At 34.1% G+C, this 18,607-nt stretch carries 15 protein-coding genes, 1 tRNA gene and 5 pseudogenes; 13 read left to right on the forward strand and 8 right to left on the reverse strand.

Going from position 1 to position 18,607, the window contains the following annotated elements; translation table 11 throughout:
- The first annotated feature begins 507 nt into the window (after window positions 1-507).
- The gene (gene lldD, locus ACFILZ_RS08230) at window positions 508-1,659 is read left to right on the forward strand and encodes an FMN-dependent L-lactate dehydrogenase LldD (protein ID WP_375607383.1); all 1,152 of its coding nucleotides are present in this window, start codon (window positions 508-510) and stop codon (window positions 1,657-1,659) included.
- A 1,071-nt stretch (window positions 1,660-2,730) separates the two neighbouring features.
- Here the strand turns inward: lldD and ACFILZ_RS08235 are convergent.
- On the reverse strand, window positions 2,731-2,853 hold the full coding sequence (locus tag ACFILZ_RS08235) for a hypothetical protein (protein WP_375607384.1): 123 nt from the start codon (window positions 2,851-2,853) through the stop codon (window positions 2,731-2,733).
- Between the two features lie 429 nt (window positions 2,854-3,282).
- Here ACFILZ_RS08235 and ACFILZ_RS08240 point away from each other — a divergent pair, with 429 nt between their 5' ends.
- Window positions 3,283-3,438 carry a hypothetical protein gene (locus ACFILZ_RS08240; protein WP_375610833.1) on the forward strand — a complete coding sequence of 52 codons (156 nt, stop codon included), beginning with the start codon at window positions 3,283-3,285 and terminating at the stop codon, window positions 3,436-3,438.
- A gap of 8 nt (window positions 3,439-3,446) precedes the next feature.
- Entirely contained in the window at window positions 3,447-3,746 is a 300-nt protein-coding gene (locus ACFILZ_RS08245) for a hypothetical protein (protein WP_375610832.1), read from the forward strand.
- A 1,528-nt stretch (window positions 3,747-5,274) separates the two neighbouring features.
- On the opposite strand, the gene ACFILZ_RS08250 is transcribed toward ACFILZ_RS08245, so the two are convergent.
- Genes ACFILZ_RS08250 through ACFILZ_RS08260 form a run of 3 tightly spaced genes read right to left on the reverse strand, consistent with a single transcriptional unit; the run spans window position 5,275 to window position 6,309 of the window.
- Window positions 5,275-5,490, reverse strand: coding sequence for a hypothetical protein (locus ACFILZ_RS08250; protein WP_375607387.1), 216 nt, complete (start codon window positions 5,488-5,490; stop codon window positions 5,275-5,277).
- The gene (locus ACFILZ_RS08255) at window positions 5,423-5,650 is read right to left on the reverse strand and encodes a hypothetical protein (protein ID WP_375607388.1); all 228 of its coding nucleotides are present in this window, start codon (window positions 5,648-5,650) and stop codon (window positions 5,423-5,425) included. The genes ACFILZ_RS08250 and ACFILZ_RS08255 overlap by 68 nt, the downstream gene beginning before the upstream one ends.
- Window positions 5,647-6,309 (reverse strand): lysozyme, encoded by a 663-nt coding sequence (locus tag ACFILZ_RS08260; protein ID WP_375607389.1) that lies wholly within the window; start codon window positions 6,307-6,309, stop codon window positions 5,647-5,649. The genes ACFILZ_RS08255 and ACFILZ_RS08260 overlap by 4 nt, the downstream gene beginning before the upstream one ends.
- Window positions 6,310-7,340: 1,031 nt before the next feature.
- On the opposite strand from ACFILZ_RS08260, the pseudogene ACFILZ_RS08265 reads away from it, so the two are divergent.
- Window positions 7,341-7,541, forward strand: a pseudogene (locus tag ACFILZ_RS08265) (helix-turn-helix transcriptional regulator).
- Between the two features lie 83 nt (window positions 7,542-7,624).
- Here ACFILZ_RS08265 and ACFILZ_RS08270 read toward each other — a convergent pair.
- Window positions 7,625-7,700, reverse strand: a tRNA-Thr gene (locus ACFILZ_RS08270).
- A gap of 490 nt (window positions 7,701-8,190) precedes the next feature.
- On the opposite strand from ACFILZ_RS08270, the gene ACFILZ_RS08275 reads away from it, so the two are divergent.
- Window positions 8,191-8,253: a hypothetical protein gene (locus tag ACFILZ_RS08275; RefSeq protein ID WP_375607396.1), complete on the forward strand. Its 63-nt coding sequence runs from the start codon at window positions 8,191-8,193 to the stop codon at window positions 8,251-8,253.
- Between the two features lie 605 nt (window positions 8,254-8,858).
- Here ACFILZ_RS08275 and ACFILZ_RS08280 read toward each other — a convergent pair.
- Window positions 8,859-9,191, reverse strand: a complete 333-nt coding sequence (locus ACFILZ_RS08280; protein WP_375610830.1) for a hypothetical protein — start codon at window positions 9,189-9,191, stop codon at window positions 8,859-8,861.
- A 164-nt stretch (window positions 9,192-9,355) separates the two neighbouring features.
- Here ACFILZ_RS08280 and ACFILZ_RS08285 point away from each other — a divergent pair, with 164 nt between their 5' ends.
- From ACFILZ_RS08285 to ACFILZ_RS08305, 5 genes are all read left to right on the forward strand, one after another.
- Window positions 9,356-10,783, forward strand: a complete 1,428-nt coding sequence (locus ACFILZ_RS08285) for an amino acid permease (protein WP_375607397.1) — start codon at window positions 9,356-9,358, stop codon at window positions 10,781-10,783.
- A 40-nt stretch (window positions 10,784-10,823) separates the two neighbouring features.
- Window positions 10,824-11,504: an energy-coupling factor ABC transporter ATP-binding protein gene (locus ACFILZ_RS08290; protein ID WP_375610829.1), complete on the forward strand. Its 681-nt coding sequence runs from the start codon at window positions 10,824-10,826 to the stop codon at window positions 11,502-11,504.
- On the forward strand, window positions 11,501-12,157 hold the full coding sequence (locus tag ACFILZ_RS08295) for an energy-coupling factor transporter transmembrane component T family protein (protein WP_375610828.1): 657 nt from the start codon (window positions 11,501-11,503) through the stop codon (window positions 12,155-12,157). Before ACFILZ_RS08290 ends, ACFILZ_RS08295 begins: the two co-directional genes overlap by 4 nt.
- Window positions 12,154-12,711, forward strand: a complete 558-nt coding sequence (locus ACFILZ_RS08300) for a biotin transporter BioY (protein WP_375610827.1) — start codon at window positions 12,154-12,156, stop codon at window positions 12,709-12,711. The genes ACFILZ_RS08295 and ACFILZ_RS08300 overlap by 4 nt, the downstream gene beginning before the upstream one ends.
- A 238-nt stretch (window positions 12,712-12,949) precedes the next feature.
- Entirely contained in the window at window positions 12,950-13,516 is a 567-nt protein-coding gene (locus tag ACFILZ_RS08305) for a biotin transporter BioY (protein ID WP_375607394.1), read from the forward strand.
- Between the two features lie 27 nt (window positions 13,517-13,543).
- On the opposite strand, the pseudogene ACFILZ_RS08310 reads toward ACFILZ_RS08305, so the two are convergent.
- Window positions 13,544-13,715, reverse strand: a pseudogene (locus ACFILZ_RS08310) (single-stranded DNA-binding protein); the annotation flags it as partial.
- A gap of 522 nt (window positions 13,716-14,237) precedes the next feature.
- Here ACFILZ_RS08310 and ACFILZ_RS08315 point away from each other — a divergent pair.
- Complete coding sequence (locus tag ACFILZ_RS08315) at window positions 14,238-14,417, forward strand: hypothetical protein (RefSeq protein ID WP_375607395.1); 180 nt, start codon at window positions 14,238-14,240, stop codon at window positions 14,415-14,417.
- Between the two features lie 25 nt (window positions 14,418-14,442).
- A pseudogene (locus ACFILZ_RS08320) lies at window positions 14,443-14,496 on the forward strand (hypothetical protein); the annotation flags it as partial.
- A 619-nt stretch (window positions 14,497-15,115) separates the two neighbouring features.
- Here the strand turns inward: ACFILZ_RS08320 and ACFILZ_RS08325 are convergent.
- Window positions 15,116-17,718: pseudogene (locus tag ACFILZ_RS08325) on the reverse strand (DEAD/DEAH box helicase family protein); the annotation flags it as partial.
- Window positions 17,719-18,358: 640 nt separating this feature from the next.
- Between ACFILZ_RS08325 and ACFILZ_RS08330 the strand changes: the two are divergent.
- Window positions 18,359-18,607, forward strand: a pseudogene (locus tag ACFILZ_RS08330) (ShlB/FhaC/HecB family hemolysin secretion/activation protein); the annotation flags it as partial.

Raw genomic sequence — 18,607 nt, forward strand, 5'->3', positions numbered from 1 at the left:
ATGAATAAGTAAAATATCTCAATTTTGAATATTGATATACGAAGATTTCTGCATGTATGCGACAGCTTTATTTCCAGTATTAATAAAGGATTTTTTCATCTTTTTGGGGGGATGATTTATACTTAATGACACTCTATATTCTTAATAACTGATAATGTAAGGATCTTTGGGGAGAGACGCGACTTTAAATTATAACTAATTAAGCTACGGAGCAATCGCTTTCGAAGAGGGATTGCTTTAAAGAGAGTATAACATTTTAATTGCACATGAAGAATATATGAGTAGATACGTTATTAATGATACTTCATACTGTGAGACTTTAAATTTGGATAAGAGCAATAAAGACGTTGTTTTTATCAATTAGTTTTTTTAGAAAGTTGCAGTCTCTGTTGCTTCTATCTATTCAATAGAGTGCTTTGGGAGAATAGCGAATAGGTAGGTACATGGATTCGCTTTTATGCGTTTTAGGATGTTTTTTCTTTTCATTTAGGAATAATGGTGCCATCAATGATTATTTCTTCAACACTTGATTATCGTAAGGCAGCAAAGCGTCGTCTTCCTCCCTTTCTTTTTCACTATATTGATGGTGGGGCTTATGCTGAAGAAACGATGCGACGTAATTGTACAGATCTTCAAGCACTTGCACTGCGTCAAAGGATTCTATGCCACGTTGGTGAAGTTGATCTTTCAATCAAGCTTTTTGATCAGACACTTGGTCTACCGATTGTGCTCGCACCTGTTGGGCTAACGGGCATGTATGCACGTCGTGGAGAGGTAAAAGCAGCGCGTGCTGCAGTGGCAAAAGGGATTCCTTTTACACTATCCTCTGTTTCAGTTTGTCCTATTGCGGAAGTGCAAGAAGCGATTGGAGGTGCATTTTGGTTTCAACTTTATGTTCTCAAAGATCGCGGTTTCATGCGTGATGCACTAGAACGGGCTTGGTTGGCTGGTGTACGCACGTTGGTTTTTACAGTTGATATGCCAATTCCTGGTGCACGTTATCGTGATGCGCATTCGGGTATGTCTGGTCCTTATGCTGGTTTACGTCGTTTTTTACAAGCTTTGACTCATCCATATTGGGCTTGGAACGTTGGTGTTATGGGGCGCCCTCATGATCTTGGAAATGTTTCCATTTATCTCAAAAAGAAGATTGCATTGGATGATTATGTTGGTTGGCTTGGTGCAAATTTTGATCCCTCAATTGGTTGGCATGATCTACAATGGATTCGCGATTTTTGGAAAGGAAAAATGATTTTGAAAGGTATTCTTGATCCAGAAGATGCGCGAGAAGCCGTACGATTTGGTGCTGATGGTATTGTTGTTTCCAATCACGGTGGACGCCAGCTTGATGGTGTATTATCAACAGCACGAGCGTTGCCTGAAATTGCAGATGCTGTAAAGGATCATTTGACTATTTTAGCGGATTCTGGTGTTCGTTCTGGTCTTGATGTTGTACGCATGATAGCACAAGGTGCGGATGCTGTTATGATTGGCCGTGCTTTTGTTTATGCGCTTGCAGCAGCAGGTAAGAAAGGTGTTATGCATCTCCTTGATCTTTTTGCCAATGAAATGCGGGTAGCTATGACACTGACTGGTACTCAGACAATCAAAGATATTACACGCAAGAGTTTAGTAAATATAGATGTTTTTAAGCAATGAAAGAAATATGTTATACTTCTTTCAGAAAAAGAAAGTATTTTTATAGAGGAGCATAATTATATATTTTAAAAATATGTTGACAGTTAAAGTTAAATAGAAAATATCAATAAGCTCCTCTATAAAATCACAGAAAATACTCAGTAACTACAGTAATATTAAATATTAATAATAATAAACACGAAAAAAAACAATAATAACATTACATACATATTTTATTTACTTTATTAAAAGCTCATTCTACGGATAAAAAGGAACAAGCGCTGATATTAAAGGTAAAACAACTGTTGATATAGAAAAAGTAGCTATAAATAATGCTGTGAGCATTTTTCCCTCCTGTATATAAAAAAACATTAAAATATAATATATTAATTACTTCTTTTCCACATTGGCATAAAACGTAAATTTATAAAATCCATTTAGTTTTATTTTAATATAGAATAATATTAGTTATTGTATATAAATAAAACTACTAAAAATGTCAATATGTATTTATTATAATCTATAATTATAATAAAAATGTATCTAATAAATAATATTTCTATAATCTATATATTATTTATATTAAGTTCATTGGATAATATATTATATGGATATGATATTGTTTTTATGGAGTACGTTTTTAAGCAATGAAAAAATATCCGTACTATCTTTAAAAAAGCTCGTTTACTGAGAGAAAAACTGCGTGAATTAATGTGCTTTTCTTTCTTATTTTCTTGCATCCTCAATGATTTATGATGTTTTTGAACTGGCGAGCATATTAGGAAGCAGTTGAATATTTTTTGTATAGTATGTCATTTCTAACACTATTTATGCGTCCTCGATTGATTTTATAACTTGTTAAAATATCCAGTTCGTTTTTATTGCAGATGGGGATGGTGGGGGGGCCTAATGATACAAATTGGCATAGAATGTTTTGTTCCATAAGCGATTTAACAATTGCATCTCCAAGTTTCTCCTTTGATACTATGCTCTTCACAGACAACAACAGATTGGTGAGATTGGCATAACTCTAGCACTGATCTATTATCTCAAAGTTGAATTGTTGGCACACTTGTAAGCGTTGGGATAACTTCATGTTTTTTGAAGCTCTTCAGCAACATCAAGACAAATCTGAACAGTTTCTTCAGTAGCAGGTAAGAGAACATCTTTTCCTTTTTTAAACAGAAGTTTTGCTGATATCAATTTTTGAAGCATTTTTATGAATATTCATAACAGAACGCTTTCCTAAACCTATATAAATGGGTACAAGATTACTTAGAGTAGAAAGAATTACAGTTTCCATTTGATCGAATTACTACTCATAAGTAATTGGATAATATTTACTTTATCGCTGAATAAAAAAGAAAAGTTTTTCTCTCTTTAAATAGAGGATGGATTGTCATCTAGCCAATCGGGATAGTTTGCGAGAAATTTGTTCGATGCAAAACGACTTAACATTGCAGTTACTTTTTATCATTTGAAGCTGTGAAAAGAAGGCTAGATAGATGAAAGAATGTAAAAAATGATGGATACATTTTAAGATAAAAAATTATAATTTTGTTAATTCCACACAAGTTGCTGCTGATATTGGTGACAAAAGAAATTCGATCAAAAAAATATCAAAATTATTTGAGGACATTCCTCATGGCATGTAGACTAAACCTTTTTGTTGGTATGAGTGATATTTTCTTTGAACAGAAATTGATTCTATCCCCTGAAATCAGCAATAATCTCTCAGGTTATGTCGTAAACTTTTTAGGGATGTTACAACGCCACTATCGTCCTTTTGTAAAAATTTAGCATTTTAGATGAGCAGTTGTGAGGAATTTCAACGTTTAATACAGCAAGATCCAGAAACTCTCACGGATTTAGAACGGGCTTCAAGATTTTTATATTTACAGCGATTAAGTTTTAGAGGGAATGTAAATCGTACGATGAGAGTAGAAACCCATCGTAGCGCGCAGGGGCTTAAGCTCTTCCAATTTGAAGGCGTGCTAAAACTTATTTTCCACTGTTTAGCAGGTGTTAGCATTGAACATTTAGACTGGTCTTATTTTATTGTGCGTTATGATCGCCTAAAAATCTTGTTTTATCTTTCACCACTTTAATTGTGGTTTTGAGGGTTATTAAAGAAAAGATTTTTATAAGTGGAAGGATTATCAGCCGATGTCTAAGCTGCTTGTATAAATTAAAAGGGAGTTTTTTGTCTTTAAACAATATGCTAGAAATTCAAAAAACTTTAGTTAATTTCATAAAAGAGGTTACACCATCTTATACAGACTGCTCTGCAAATAACACAATTTCTGGTAAGGAATGGGGCATCACCAATTTTGATTTCTAGAAAAGAAACAATACGTATTAAATAGTCTTTAACTTGCAGACTTTTTGAGAATCCTTTCAGAATCTTTTGAAAAAAGTGAACTGATAGAAGATATTTCTATCAAAATATAAAAACTTTTCTAACAAGTTAGGAATAAATCTAGAAATATATATTAAATATAAAAACAGTGCGATATGCAGGATGTCTGGGCTTTAGAAATAAGAATCAAAGCGTATAAAGATGCATAGAGGTGAGATTGAGACATATCATTTTTATGATTCAATAAAAAATAAAAATTAAAGAAAAAATTCTATATCAAAAATTTAAGGTGGTTTAAAAGGTGGACGGGCAATGCATGGAAGGATGAGTGAGAAGGTGAATTAGGGGAGAGTGATTTATAGATTATCAGTATCTTTATAAAAGTATCTTCTCAAGATAAATATTGGGATGAAATAAGATTGTGGTTGAATGTTCGAAAAGATAATACGCGCTCTTAACTTTTCCGTTATACACATCACAATAAACGCCGTGAAAGAAACGGTCCTATTACAAACTTTCTCTAAAAGCAGTACATGAGTTTGCAAGATATTACAGTAATATTTTAAAAGAAGGATTTTATTTCAGGAAAAAATTATCTTAAAATAGTAAAGCAATATTTTTCAAGAAATTGCTAGGCAACTTTTGAAAGTAAAAAAGCTAAGTTAAAAAATAAAAGCAAAAATGGTTGTTGGTTTTCTCAATTGGAGTTGCATGTCATTTCCCATATAGGGAATTTACCTATAGAAAAATTAACAGCCAAGATCATTCACAATGTTTTCCCACCACTTTAGCATGAAAAAGCAGATACAGTGCGAAAGTATTTTCCTTATCGTCAACATCATTATTATAATTAGGAAGCTGAAGCAACGTCATTTACAAATCACATAAAAGCCTTACCATTATTCATTATATAGCTCCATAGATTGCTTTTCTTCAAGCATGCAAGTTTCTAGATGTTATTTTTGTTGAAAACAGAACCTTTGTGTATGATCAGTTCTTTGAACGACGATAGTAGTGCAATCCATAAAATCTTTTCTCATCTTCTTTTGATAGGATAACAAAGATGCCCATAGAATACATCAATAGACTCAATCATTTTACACAAACATAATCTGTTGAATCCTTTCGCTTCAACTCAGACATCTCCGTTACTCTAATAAAATCCAATCGATCACCAGAGTGTTTTAACCTTTTAAGTTCTTTTACTTTTAGTCTGAATATATCCACCTTTTTCAAATCGTTTCATTAATTAATATTTCAGAGGAGTTGTATCTTTATCACTTTATTTTCCGTTTATCTCTCCAACCACATAAACGTTCACCTTGTTCGTTATGTTTTAAAATATCTCTCGCCAAATTTGAACTAATGACATTGATATCTTGTCGATTCAAATAAATTGGCAGCCATCCAATACAAGAAGTTCGTTCATTCGTCGCGCAACCAGCTAGAAAGCTTAGTGCGCACATCAGCATCACTTTTCTTATTAATTTCATTTTCTACCTCAAGCCGTGTTGTCGCTATCTTGAAATCTTCTTTTGTTTGCTTTTGCTTCTCAATTTTTTTCCCAAGAAAAAAGGCTTTGACTAAAGCTATAAGAAAAGCTGCTATGAGCGCTGACGTCATTGTCAGATATTTTTTTATCCATAAAATCATAGGCGGTGTTCCTGAAAACGTTTAGCAATGTATATCATAGCTGTACAAGCAGCTAAAACCATAATGCCTGCTAGAACCCATTGAACAGGACCATTTCCTGCAAAAAGACCTCCAAGCCCTGAAAAAGAACCTATGATTGGTGCAAGAGCTTCTACTTTGCAAATACCTGTTACACCTTCTGGTTCTACTACATGATAATTGGGGGCAACATGAGCTCCTTTTGCCCACAATCCTGCTTCGGTTGCTCGGCGATTGACAAGACCTTGGATACGTTTTCCTCCCACTCTTGTCCATTTTTGCAATTCGGTTGGTATCGCTTCATATTCACCTTTATTAAGCTTTTTTAAAAGTGTAGAACTGCGAAATGCTGTGATTCCTACATTATAGCAAAATGATACTAATGCCGCGAATTGTTCATCGTTTAAAGGAACGGTAACGGCTTTTTCAACAACAGCTTCATACTCCCTCAAGTCCTGACGAAGGATTTTTTCAGCTTCTTTTTCCGTAATTTGCATATCTTTGTGAACGCTTGGAGCACCAGCAGCACTTGTATGTCCATAACCAATTGTCCAGACACCACCAGAATCTTCATAAGCTGATAAACGCAAGCCTTCCAATTGCTTAATCAATACAAGCCCTTCTTTTGATATTTTTCGCATTATTTTTACCTATAAAAAACTACACAAAGCAGGATATGAATTAAAAACTTACATCTACTCATTTTTAAGAACAGAACAGCGAAAGGGCATAATAAATTCAAAACATCCATAGTGAATTATTTTAAGATCCATATCATTTTTTGAATAAAGATTATGCTAAATACTATTCATTTTTCAGTAATTGATCTCCATCTAAAGACAATAACTTTATAATAATTCCATTTATAATCAGATAGATTTCACTCATAAATTCTTACAGTTGATCTAGAATGATTTAGAAGAACTTTACTTGAAAAAACTTCAATAATTCCGATGACAAAAAGCACTTTTAATAAAAAATAAGAGACATAATAATTAATGAAATAATTAGGTGTTGATTTTTAAGTAATTTCAAAAGTCATAAATTGCACCACAGAATTTTTTTTATAAAAACAAAAAAACATTATAATTTAACATTATATATCTAAAAATTATCTTAGAATCAATAAAGCGTATACATAACGTGTTATACATATTTAATAAAAAAATCTATAGTTAAATTAACTATTCTTTGTTTTTTCCCCTAATTGCTTAATTCCATTAAAAAGTACCTTTACGAAGGATTTTAAATAAACTGTTACATAACAACATAATGGATATTTCTCCTCTCTTACAGTCTGTTTCCAACTGAAACAATATATTAGTGGAGCATATTCAATATATAGACCAATGGTATTTGATAGTTTTTTTAAGAATATTGTACTGTAATAATTTTGAACAAGTAGTTCGGTTTCATATATTTTCTTTTTCATATGAAGCATTTGGTGGGGCGTTTGGGTTTGGGTCCAATGGTGTCATCTTTGTCTGGTGTTGTATTGGCTACGTTTCCAGCAGCCTCTTAAACAAATCAATCAAGCTATTGAAATCTTTTTAGAGGCAATAGCACAAGAGACACAAAAGATTTTGACAAAAAGCTGCTTGAAAATATAGGAAGTTCTCTCCTCATAGCATCCCAGCCCATTTACATAACATAAAAAATAAAAAGGCAATGGATGATATTTGATGATGGCAATAGATATGTAACAATCCATGAGTGTGCACAGCTTTTTAGTATATCCACAACAACGATTCGCAATTAGATGCTTCAGAGGGGGCCGGAGCCATATAAGCTAGGGTGAGCAGTGAGGTGGAGAAAGAAAGAGGTTTTAGCATTTACTCCAGAGAAAAATACGGAGCAAATAACAACAGATTAGATAAAATTGTATAAATCCTAGAAGGTGGTCTTTAAACAGATAGTTAAATAAAAAATCTATATATTTCAACATCTTAAGAAAGGTGGTGCCGCATGCCGGATTCGAACCAGCGACCCCATCATTACGAATGATGTGCTCTACCAACTGAGCTAATGCGGCATAGGTTTGTAAGTCAATGAGACAAAACTAATTTGAGGGTAATAGCTAAAAGTACGTATAAAAGCAAGAATGCATTTTTTCAATAATTTATACATATGATAATAATTTGAAGGAGAAGTATGTAAAAGTCAGAGAAAAGTATTCTTTGACCTTAATGCTATAAAATGCTTTCCAATTTACGATAGCACTTAAATTAAGAAGCTGGGAATGTAGATCTTTAGAATGAAAAATGGTGTTAAGATAACTTAATCAAGATAAAAAACTTTTCTGATTTTTAAGAAAGAAATTTGTTGCATAGAGTGATTGGGAAAATAAAGATCATCATAAACCTTTTATAATGTGCAAATAGATGAGTAGAATTAGTTGAAAAGTTACTTCTCATTTTTATGGGAAGAAGAAGGGAGGAAGATTAATAACATTAATCACGTTTTTTTTTATTTAAGGGGAAGTAAAAATCATGTCGGATGAAGATCGGCTGATAGAACTAGAAATGAAGCTAGCTTACCAAGAAAAATTCATTGAGGAACTTTCTCGAGAGGTAACTAATCAATGAAAAAGTTTGGATGAGATATCTAAAAAGTTGATATTTTAGCGAGACGATTTTCAGCTTTAAAAGAACAGAGTGTTACTGAAGCTGTTATCTTACCATTTTCTCAATAGGGAGAAGGTGCGAAATATTTTTTATCACAATTGCAATTATTTACAGATGAGTTTTTATTTCACGCATTTTGTTAGACTTGTAGAATAATTTTTATAAGCTTCTTCATTAATTTTAATAAGTTCTAATCTTATAAGGAGTGCTGATATTAGAAGACGTTTTTTATATGGGGTTTCTAGTACGAAAATTAAGAAAAGTTTTTGTAGAGTATAAAGAAGCAGCCATAGAAGAATATATGAACTGCAATATTTTAAGTTTTTTCTGTACAGAGTTTTCTTATAGGTGGGAGGTAGATTTATTCGCTAATTTTTTAAAATTGATACAAATAAAGTGATGTTATCGTTATCTATAGAAATCATAAGTGAGCGCCTATATTTATAATAAAGCGTTTTAATTTGTTCTGATGATCAAGTGATTTTCAGTTGTTTTAATAGAGTGAGGGGGGGTAAGCGACATCGATTATGTTATAGTACACAGAGCTCTAGAAGTTTTTTTCAAGATCAAATGGACTCTTTATTATATGATATTTTGTGAAAAGGCTTTTGTTTTTCGTAATTTAAGATACAAAATACTATTGCTAAAGCCCCAAAGATAGACCATGCGGGTAAATAAGTAAGAGTAATGCAAATTGAGGACAGAAAATCAGGCATTACCTTGCATAGAGATTGATTAAGGTGATAGATATCTGTTTGCAGAAGGTTTGTTAAAATTTTATTAAAGGGGGTTGTTGTCCAATGTGATGTGATTAAAGAGTGTGCGTTATCAATGACCAATGCTATAATGGTTAGTGTAACGAAAATGAAGGACATTAATTTAAATAAAGGGTGGAGCATATTTTTTCTTAAAACTTCAACGGGACATACGTATAATGCACAAAAAAATAAGGAGTTGCATTATGATAAGAAAATAAGTTTACGTTTGTTTTGTGTTTTTTGAAAGAGGTGCCTAATTTTTCAATAAAAGTTGAGGTTAAGTTCAACAAAAGTAGTGAGGCATGATGTCTGAAAAAAAGCACGAGGAATTGAAGCGTAGCCTTCAAAATCGCCATATTCAAATGATTGCTTTGGGTGGCGTTATTGGGACAGGACTTTTTTATGGGTCAACCGAGGCAATTCAATTAGCTGGTCCCTCAGTTATTTTATCTTATCTTGTCGGCGGGCTTATTATGTATTTCATTATGCGAATGCTTGGTGAAATGTCAGTAGAAGAACCGTCTTCAGGAGCATTTAGTTTTTTTGCTTATAAATATTGGGGGAGATTAGCTGGTTTCATAACAGGTTGGAATTATTGGTTTCTTTATATTCTTGTGAGCATGGCTGAACTTACAGTGATAGGGTTTTACCTTGATCATTGGACTTTGATTGATCATTGGAAGACATCTTTCATTGTTCTTTTATTTGTTACATTTGTTAATTTGTTTAATGTTCGTTTTTATGGAGAATTTGAATTTGCTTGCGCTTTGATCAAAGTGGCTGCTGTTATTGGTATGATTATTTTTGGAATTTTTCTCATTGTCACTGGACTAGGGGAAAATCAAGCGAATATTCATTATCTTTGGGACCATGGCGGTTTTTTTCCTTATGGAGCAGTAGGGGTTGTTTTAGCAACTTCTGTAGTAATGTTTTCTTTTGGAGGAACGGAGCTTATTGGTATTGCTGCTGGAGAGGCATCTAATCCACAAAAAACAATTCCAGCGGCTATTCGTCAAGTTATGTGGAGGATTATAATTTTTTATATTGGTTCTATCAGTGTTATTATGATAATCAGCCCTTGGAATATGATTGGAAAAAAAGGTAGTCCTTTTGTCACAATTTTCGAGACTATAGGAATTCCTGCTGCTGGTCATATTTTGAATTTTGTGGTGATTATGGCTGCTATTTCTGTTTACAATAGTGGCATTTATTCTAATGGCCGTATGCTTTATAGTTTAGCTGTACAAAAAAATGCACCACATATTTTTAGTAAACTGAGTGCTGCTCGTGTTCCTTATATTGCTATCCTTTTTTCATCATTATGTACGGCGTTGATTGTCGTTGTTAATGCTCTTGTTCCTGATAATAGTTTCATGCGGATCATGGCTCTTGCAACTGCAGCAGCAGTGATTACTTGGGCTATTATTGTTATTGTTCATTTGAAATTTCGCAATGCCCATAAGAACAGAAAGGGCGATTTTATTTATGCGTTTGGTTTATATCCTTACGCTAACTATCTTTGCCTCTGCTTTCTTGCTTTATTATTTTGCATTATGTTTGTCAGTGGTTTTGGGAAAAATGGATTGATGACTCGACTTTTTGATATGATAGGAATAAGCTTGCCTTTTCTTGAAGCATATATTCCTGTACAGATGCCTGATATGAGTTTGGCAGTCATTATTATTCCTCTATGGTGCTTGTTATTACTTTTAGGTTATAAACTGAAACGATAGAGAAAGAAGAGCTAATAAAAGGGATTGATTGGAATAAGCCTTGGGGATTATAAAATTTGATGAGGTAACACAAGTTTTTGGTGATTTGTGTGTTTTAAGAAATATTACTGTACAGCTTACCGAAAGACGAATTGCTATTATAGGTGCGAATGGTTCTGGAAAAAGTACATTTGTTCGCCTTATTAATGGGCTCCAATTACCATCTTATGGCTGTGTAAGCGTTGATGGGCTTGATACAAAACGCGACGCAAAAGCAGTAAAGCGTAAAGTTGGATTTGTTTTTCAGAATCCCGATAATCAGATTGTTTTACCATTAGTTGAAGAGGACTTATCCTTTGGTCTCAAAAATTTAAAGCTTAATAAAGATGAAATTAAGGAGCGTGTAGATGAAATTTTACAGCGCTATGAACTTCAAGATTTCAGAAATCACGCTGTCCATTTATTAAGTGGTGGGCAAAAACAACTCGTTGCTATTTCCAGTGTAGTTGCAATGAAACCAGACTACATTATTTTTGATGAGCCGACGACATTACTTGATTTGCGAAATAAGCATCGCGTTACGCAAGTGATAGAAGAATTACCACAAACGGCAATAGTTGTATCGCATGATTTAGAGTTTTTGAAAAAATTTGATAGAGTGCTGGTTTTTGATAAGGGGGATATAGCAATTGATGATGTACCTTTTGTTGCTATAAAGGAGTATATAAGAAGAATGTCATGATCGGTTTATATATTCCGAGGGATACATTTATTCATAGGTTAAGTCCTGGAGTTAAGTTATTATTTCTTACGGCCTGTGGAACTTTTATAATAATGGTTTCTTCCATAGCGCTTCTTGGGTTATTTCTATTGTTGGTCATCTTATTCTATAGAGTCGCCAAGATCCCTTTCAAAACTGTGATAAAGCAATTTAAATCGATGGGATTGCTTTTAGTTCTTCTATTTGTATTTCAAACTATTTTTAGCGGTTGGCTTACGGGGGTTGAGGTCATATTACGTCTTGTTATCCTCTTTTCTTTATCATCAGTTATTTCATTCACAACAAAAGTTTCAGATATGGTAGATGCAATTGAAGCAGGCCTCCAGCCCTTTCGTTGTTTTGGTATAAATCCATCAAAAGTGAGTATGGTTATCTCTATGGCGATCAGGTTTATTCCTCTTTTGAGTGAAAAGTTTAATGAGGTACATGAAGCACAGCAAGCAAGGGGACTTAATACTAACATTGTCGCTCTTGCGATACCTTTAATTATACGGACTATAAGAATGGCTTCAGAAGTGGCTGAAGCATTGGAAGCGCGTTCTTATGATGCTGATACTATTGATACAGCATCTCATAATAATAAAAATTCTTATAATAAAAGAAGAATCAAATGAATACAAAAGATTTAGTTTATATTGCTTTATTTGCCGCTATTTATGCTATTTTGGGCCTTTTCCCTTATATTTATCTTCCTTTTCTTCTAGGGGTGCCTATTACAGCTCAATCGATGGGACCGATGCTAGCAGGGTCTATACTTGGGGCAAAAAGGGGTGCTTTAGCGTCACTCCTTTTTCTTGTTCTTGTTGCGATTGGATTACCTCTGTTGCCTGGTGGTCGTGGTGGAATAAGTGTCTTTTCAGGAATTGCAAGTGGTTATTTAATAGGTTTTCCATTTGCCGCATTTTTTATTGGTTTAATGGTAGAGTTGTTTTGGCAGCGGTTAAATTTTATAACATTATTTATAATAAATACTTTTGGTGGCATTGGGATAGTTTATTCTTTTGGTGTTCCATGGACAGCGTATATGACCAAAGTTTCTTTACTGAAGGTTTTAATGGCTTCATCAGTTTTTTTGATAGGCGATTGTTTAAAAGTGTTGATTGCATCCTTTATTGCACTCGCGATTAAAAGATCTGTTCCTCTAATTTATTCAAAGCATAATAACTAAAATAAATGCATTATATAATATTCATATATCACTATTATTGAATTTAACTATAGTAATTTATGATGTAATTAAAAATTGTAGAATCTAATATGATTCATATAAGTGATATTATTAAAATAAATTATTATATTATTTTTCTCTATATCTAATGTATTTAAATTGTACTTTTATAAATCTGATACTTTTTATTAATTGTACAACAATAACGAAATATTTTCCCTAGTGAAGGAATAATTCAGTGAATACAAAAGATTTGGTTTATATTGCTTTATTTGCCGCTATTTACGCTGTTTTGAGTCTTTTCCCTCCTATTTATCTTCCTTTTTTGCTGGGTGTCCCTATTACAGCTCAGTCTATGGCTCCGATGTTAGCAGGATCTATACTTGGAGCGAAAAGGGGAGCTTTAGCATCACTTCTTTTCCTTGTTCTTATTGCGATTGGGTTACCTCTATTGCCTAGTGGTCGTGGTGGAATTAGTGTTTTTTCAGGAGTTACGAGTGGTTATCTGATTAGTTTTCCATTTGCTGCATTTTTTATTGGCTTTATGGTAGAATTGCTTTGGCAGCGGTTAAATTTTATAATATTATTTATGATAAATATTGTGGGTGGCATTGGTATAGTTTATTCTTTTGGAATACCATGGGTAGCTTATATGACACAGGTCCCTTTGCTGACAGTTTTAATAAGTTCATTAGGTTTTTTGGTTAGTGGTTTCTTGAAAGTGCTGATTGCATCCTTTGTAGCGTTGACCATAAAAAAAACCGTTCCTCTCATTCATTCGAAAAAAGGGGCTGTTCTGTACTGAAGAACAAATTTTTCCAAATTTCTGTAGATTAAAAAGCACCACGGAATACCATTTTGTTTTGTCTACTTTTTTATTGGTATTTTTATCTGCATAGCTCTCAGAGGTAGCCATACGAAAATTGAATGTTTAGGCACCAAAATTCCTTTTTGCTTTCAGGAGCAGCTCCCAAATAGCCAATTAATATCGTTTTATTTAGCATGCTTGTAAGTTTTATTCGATTTGCATATTATATGCATAAAGCCATAGAATAATTTATTATTTTTTTATATTTTTAGTTAATTAATCACTAATTTTTAAAGTATTAAATTATATTAATTGTACCAAAACATGGATAATTAAGTGTTTATCTAGAACTCTTGATGTATATAATACCCTTATAAATGTATTAATATAAGGTATAAAAATGAGATTTGAATGGGATGATGCTAAAACAAAAAGTAATCTTAGAAAGAATCATGTAAAGTTTTGAAATATCTGCATATGTTTTTTCTGATCCATTCTCCATGGCTAACCAAGACCGTATTGAAAATAGAGAGTATGGTTAGCAAGTTTTAGTGCTTGTGGAGGTTTTTATTACTATTCGTAGCGCATACTGTCCATGACAATAAAGATGGTATAGAGGTAATGCGTATTATTTCAGCTCGACGAGCCAATTTGAAAGAGAGGAAACGTTATAAAGAAGAAAGTTCGTTATGAAATTGAGGTAGGTAACTTATCAGCTTTGACAGATAAACAGAGACTTGAAATTGATAAATTGGCTGTAATGTCGGATAGTGCAATTGATCATAGAGATATTCCGTCACTCAATGATGTGTTCTGGAAAAACGCCGTTTTCAATCCATTCTATAAACCACCCAAAACTGTCACAACAGTGCGAGTGGATTCAGATGTGCTAGCGTGACTTTAAAAGTCAAGGGAAAGGATATCAAATGCGGATTAACGCCATTTTACGTGATGGCATGCTTCGTTTAATGTTTTAATTTTTCCTCCACTTAAAAGCAGGGAAGGGGAGTCATACTCTGAAAATCTAAGCAGCTTTCACTGCAGAGTTCTCTAAAACTCGTATTGCTTCTGCAATTAAAATTTTATAGCTTTAATTCTCAGCTAAACGATTCTAAACAATGAAATATATTTTGGATACACTACCTTCTCATAACCACTAAGATAACTTTGGCAGCACCTACTATCTGATAAGATTATAGACATTGTAATTATGTTAACTTTATGAATACCCTTAACTTCCTTTCTTATAAATATAGAATAGATCCAGCCCCAGAATTAGTTAATAACAGTGGTGCTGATAAATTTTTAGAGGAAGGAACGTACTATTTTAACCGTGATAATCAATGTGCTACCTTAGTAATCGAAAAGTTTTCTGTGAACTCAAAGATCTGCTATTGGATTTATGTTTTAACGGGAGAAAATAGCCCTTATAATCCTGAAGTAATTGATTCTGAAAACGACTTTCAGAATATTCCTAACCCACGTCCTAGAAAATATATTGAACAAAATAAGCAATATTTTGGAATTTTGATTCCTATAGAGTTCACTCTTTTTTCTTCAAATAAAGAGTTAAACAAATTCTTGCAGTTACACTACAAAAAAACTTTCATAAAGGTTTATAATAAGATTCTGTTTTGCATGAGTTTCGGTAATCTCTGCTGTACAGAACGTGACGCTTTTGTAAAATTTATCAAGATCTTTCGTTTTCTCTTCGATATTGGTTTTATCAAGTTCTGTTAAGATTTTTTCCATTGCTTGCGAAATGGCATTGTTTTGGACAAATTCATTGCCCTCAAACAAAGCTTCAAACACGGGACGCGTGACAAGATGTTGTGCTAACATCTCAATCGCTTCCTCTTGCTTTATTTCACTGTTTAAATTGTTCTTTAATTCCTTATGAAAAGCATCAAAAGCATGAAAGGCTTCACTCTTTTCATCGGAAAGCATATCTTTAAGACGATTAATATGATTTTGAGCAATCTCAGCCACATTGCCCGCCCAATTTTCCCAATAATCCGCAATAGCAAATTTCTTCGCAAGAAGGGTTTTTAGAGCATTAGGAAACTCTTTATAAAAAGGTAATCTTCCTGTTACGCTATGAATAGTTTGTGGTTCATGAGCGGCTTTTCCAATCTCAAGACCCATATGTTCTGATTTTTCATGGATATGAAGTTTATCCTCAACCGCGGTCATGCTCTCTAAGGCTCTAATCTTCAAAACATCACTAACGTCTTGCCCTAAAATCATCTGGTTAAGGGTGATTTCAAAATTCTCATCATGAGCAAGCAAAGCATTGATCACTTGCCAGACCACCTCGTATCTTTTGTTGTATTTTAAAGCCTGTTCAGCAGAAACTCCAGCAGGGATCCCAACGGGTAAAATGATATAGCCTGTTTTCTTATTTGGAGCACGACGCATCACACGCCCTACCGCCTGTATCACATCCACATGACTTTTACGCGGGTGTAAAAACATGATGGCTCAAGAGCAGGAACATCAATCCCTTCAGACAGACACCGAACATTGCTTAAGATCCGACAAACATTTTGCCCCGCATCTTCTTTAAGCCAATCCAATTCCTCATTGCGTTTTTTGACGCTTTGCGTTCCGTCAATATGTCTTACTTCACAGTTTAGAAAGGGAACCGTTTGAAGGAAATCATCAATATGAGATTTGATAATTTTATTGAAAAGCTTTGTTATATATTGAGAGGTTTTGATATCTTTGCAAAAAGCTAAAGCACATTGCATGGGCTCTGTATCATCATCATCAACAGCGGCTTGCTTATCTATTTTGGTAAGTGCTCTATAACAGCCAATAATTTTTGCCGCATCATCTAAATCAATTTCACGGTTTTCATTGGCAATAATCTCCTGTATGGCTGGTGTGATATAGGTTTCATTAATACCCAAGACCACAATCTTGTAAGGAGTTAACAGTTCATTATCGACAGCTTCCGCGAAGGTATAATGATGAAGTTGTTTTCCAAAAAGCGTTTCATCGTCCATAGATGCGAGAACGGCATTAATCTCATCAGCGCGCCTTTTAGCAGTGTCACTAAAGATTTTAGGCGTTGCTGTCATATACAGACGTTTTTTGCCCCGAATGATGCTGTTATCGTGAACCTTGATAAAGTCAGATTCATTGTCTTCACTTCCCAATGAAGCCCCCGTCGTACGGTGTGCTTCATCACAAATGATTAAATCAAATTCGGGTAAACCATGCTCTTTTTGCGCATCCGAAATCACTTGGATAGAATGGTAAGTTGAAAAGACCACCGTCATTGCGTCTACTAGGTTTCCACGCGCTTCTTTAGCAAGGGCTTGTGCATCCGTGGTAGCAGGGAGAACAAGATCTGATGTTGCCATGCCAACAATATCATCTTGGTTTTTACGACGCTTGCCTACTTTTGTATCCGAACACACCGCAAAAGAACGCAAGGGCACTTGTGCATCGGCTGTCCATTCACGGATTGTTTGTGACATCAAAGCAAGGGAGGGTACCAGAAACAACACACGCTTGCCAGTTCCTGCTATGTGTTCTGCTATCTTAAGGCTAGTGAACGTTTTGCCTGTTCCACATGCCATAATCAGCTTGCCACGGTCTGCTTCTTGCAAACCTTCACAGACTTTCTCAAGAGCTTCTTTTTGATGATCTAAAAGCTTTTTTTTAGGTTGCTCTTTAAGGGTAGCTTCACCTTTTTCTTTATAAGCCCCCCAATCAATTTGACTGTTTTCTAAATCAAACAGATTAATCTGTTGAATATGAACCTCTTGACCATCACAAGTGTTGTTAGCATTATCACTCCAATTGCTTTCGGTGCTATCAACCAAAATACGGCGCGTAAAAATCTTTTTCCCAGAGGTAGCGATAAAGCTATCAATATCTTCTTTTTTTATTATGTGAGAAGCATCATAGCATTTACATTGAATAGCCGCATAGCCCCCTTCATCACGTATTGTAGCCACCAGATCAATGCCAATATCAGTTCCATCTTCATCATGCTCCTTAGCCTATTCCAAATAAGTCTGAATCTTTTCGTATTCTTGCTTTTGAAGCGGGTCGTTTGTCAAATGAGCCATGACAAGGTTTTCAAACATGGTTCCTAATTCACGGGGTGATTTTGCTCGTTGACGATAATATTCTAAGAGAGAGCGTAAAGTGACATGTTCATTATCATACTTATTAAAGTGATGCATATTACAACAGGGCTCCGTTTTCATATGAGGGGGTTAATTCTTATCAAAAGAATCAAAACGAAGCCTATTAAATCTATTTTGAACGAATTGAGAAAAAATGTAGAAAAATGCTAAAAAAGGGGATAATTTTTTCAAAAGGGTTTTTAAAGGTTGTTTATCCACAGCCCATGACATGGAATAAGATCAACAAAGTAGTGAAGTTTGCTGTTTATTTTATGGAAAAAAGACAAATGCACTATGTGCTTTAAGATATCAGAATGAGTGTTTTGATACATTTTACCACGCATTTTATAGATAGGTTTTGAAGGTTTCTCAAACCTTCAAAACCATTCGAAACTCATAGATTAGGCGTCCTTTGAAGGTTCACTCTATGAATGCAAGGGGATATGGTTGAGCAAATTTATCCTTTATATTTATGGGGATATTGATGTATTAACCATTGACGGGTTAAACAGTTTTGTTTAGAGGTTTCTTTATATAAATGTGGGGGAGAGATCTTCAGCAGTTAAAATAAAGCAGTTTTTTTAGTGTCACTTTTTGGGTTACAGAGGCATGTGCTTTTGTTAAAAGCGTCATAGGGCAGTGGCTGTTTTGAGTGGACTTGTTAGAGGTTCCATGAAGTTCTTTTAAAGAGTGCTTCATGAATAATGCAAAGCGGGGGCAATCTGTATTGTTTTGTGTATTTTTACGCCAAAGTTCTCTTTTGAGAATTTTTCGTGCCATTGTTGTTTTCTTTGGCTTGTTTACAGGTGTAAATGTTTATGCGCGCTCCTCAGCTATTTTTCATTCCCCAACAGATAATTTTTCTCGTAGGTATTCAGAAAAGCAGCAATTAGAAAGAATTGAGAAATTACAGTCTTTAACGCCTAAAAGGATCAAGACGCCTTCA

The organism is Bartonella sp. AP40SXNS (assembly GCF_042195825.1).
Classification (GTDB): Bacteria; Pseudomonadota; Alphaproteobacteria; order Rhizobiales; family Rhizobiaceae; genus Bartonella.

Bases quoted from the DNA above. Each gene is read 5' to 3' on its own strand.
- lldD (WP_375607383.1), top strand. From the start codon at position 508: ATGATTATTTCTTCAACACTTGATTATCGTAAGGCAGCAAAGCGTCGT.
- ACFILZ_RS08235 (WP_375607384.1), bottom strand. From the start codon at position 2,853: ATGCTTCAAAAATTGATATCAGCAAAACTTCTGTTTAAAAAAGGAAAA.
- ACFILZ_RS08240 (WP_375610833.1), top strand. From the start codon at position 3,283: ATGGCATGTAGACTAAACCTTTTTGTTGGTATGAGTGATATTTTCTTT.
- ACFILZ_RS08245 (WP_375610832.1), top strand. From the start codon at position 3,447: ATGAGCAGTTGTGAGGAATTTCAACGTTTAATACAGCAAGATCCAGAA.
- ACFILZ_RS08250 (WP_375607387.1), bottom strand. From the start codon at position 5,490: ATGAAATTAATAAGAAAAGTGATGCTGATGTGCGCACTAAGCTTTCTA.
- ACFILZ_RS08255 (WP_375607388.1), bottom strand. From the start codon at position 5,650: ATGATTTTATGGATAAAAAAATATCTGACAATGACGTCAGCGCTCATA.
- ACFILZ_RS08260 (WP_375607389.1), bottom strand. From the start codon at position 6,309: ATGCGAAAAATATCAAAAGAAGGGCTTGTATTGATTAAGCAATTGGAA.
- ACFILZ_RS08280 (WP_375610830.1), bottom strand. From the start codon at position 9,191: ATGCTCCACCCTTTATTTAAATTAATGTCCTTCATTTTCGTTACACTA.
- ACFILZ_RS08285 (WP_375607397.1), top strand. From the start codon at position 9,356: ATGTCTGAAAAAAAGCACGAGGAATTGAAGCGTAGCCTTCAAAATCGC.
- ACFILZ_RS08295 (WP_375610828.1), top strand. From the start codon at position 11,501: ATGATCGGTTTATATATTCCGAGGGATACATTTATTCATAGGTTAAGT.
- ACFILZ_RS08300 (WP_375610827.1), top strand. From the start codon at position 12,154: ATGAATACAAAAGATTTAGTTTATATTGCTTTATTTGCCGCTATTTAT.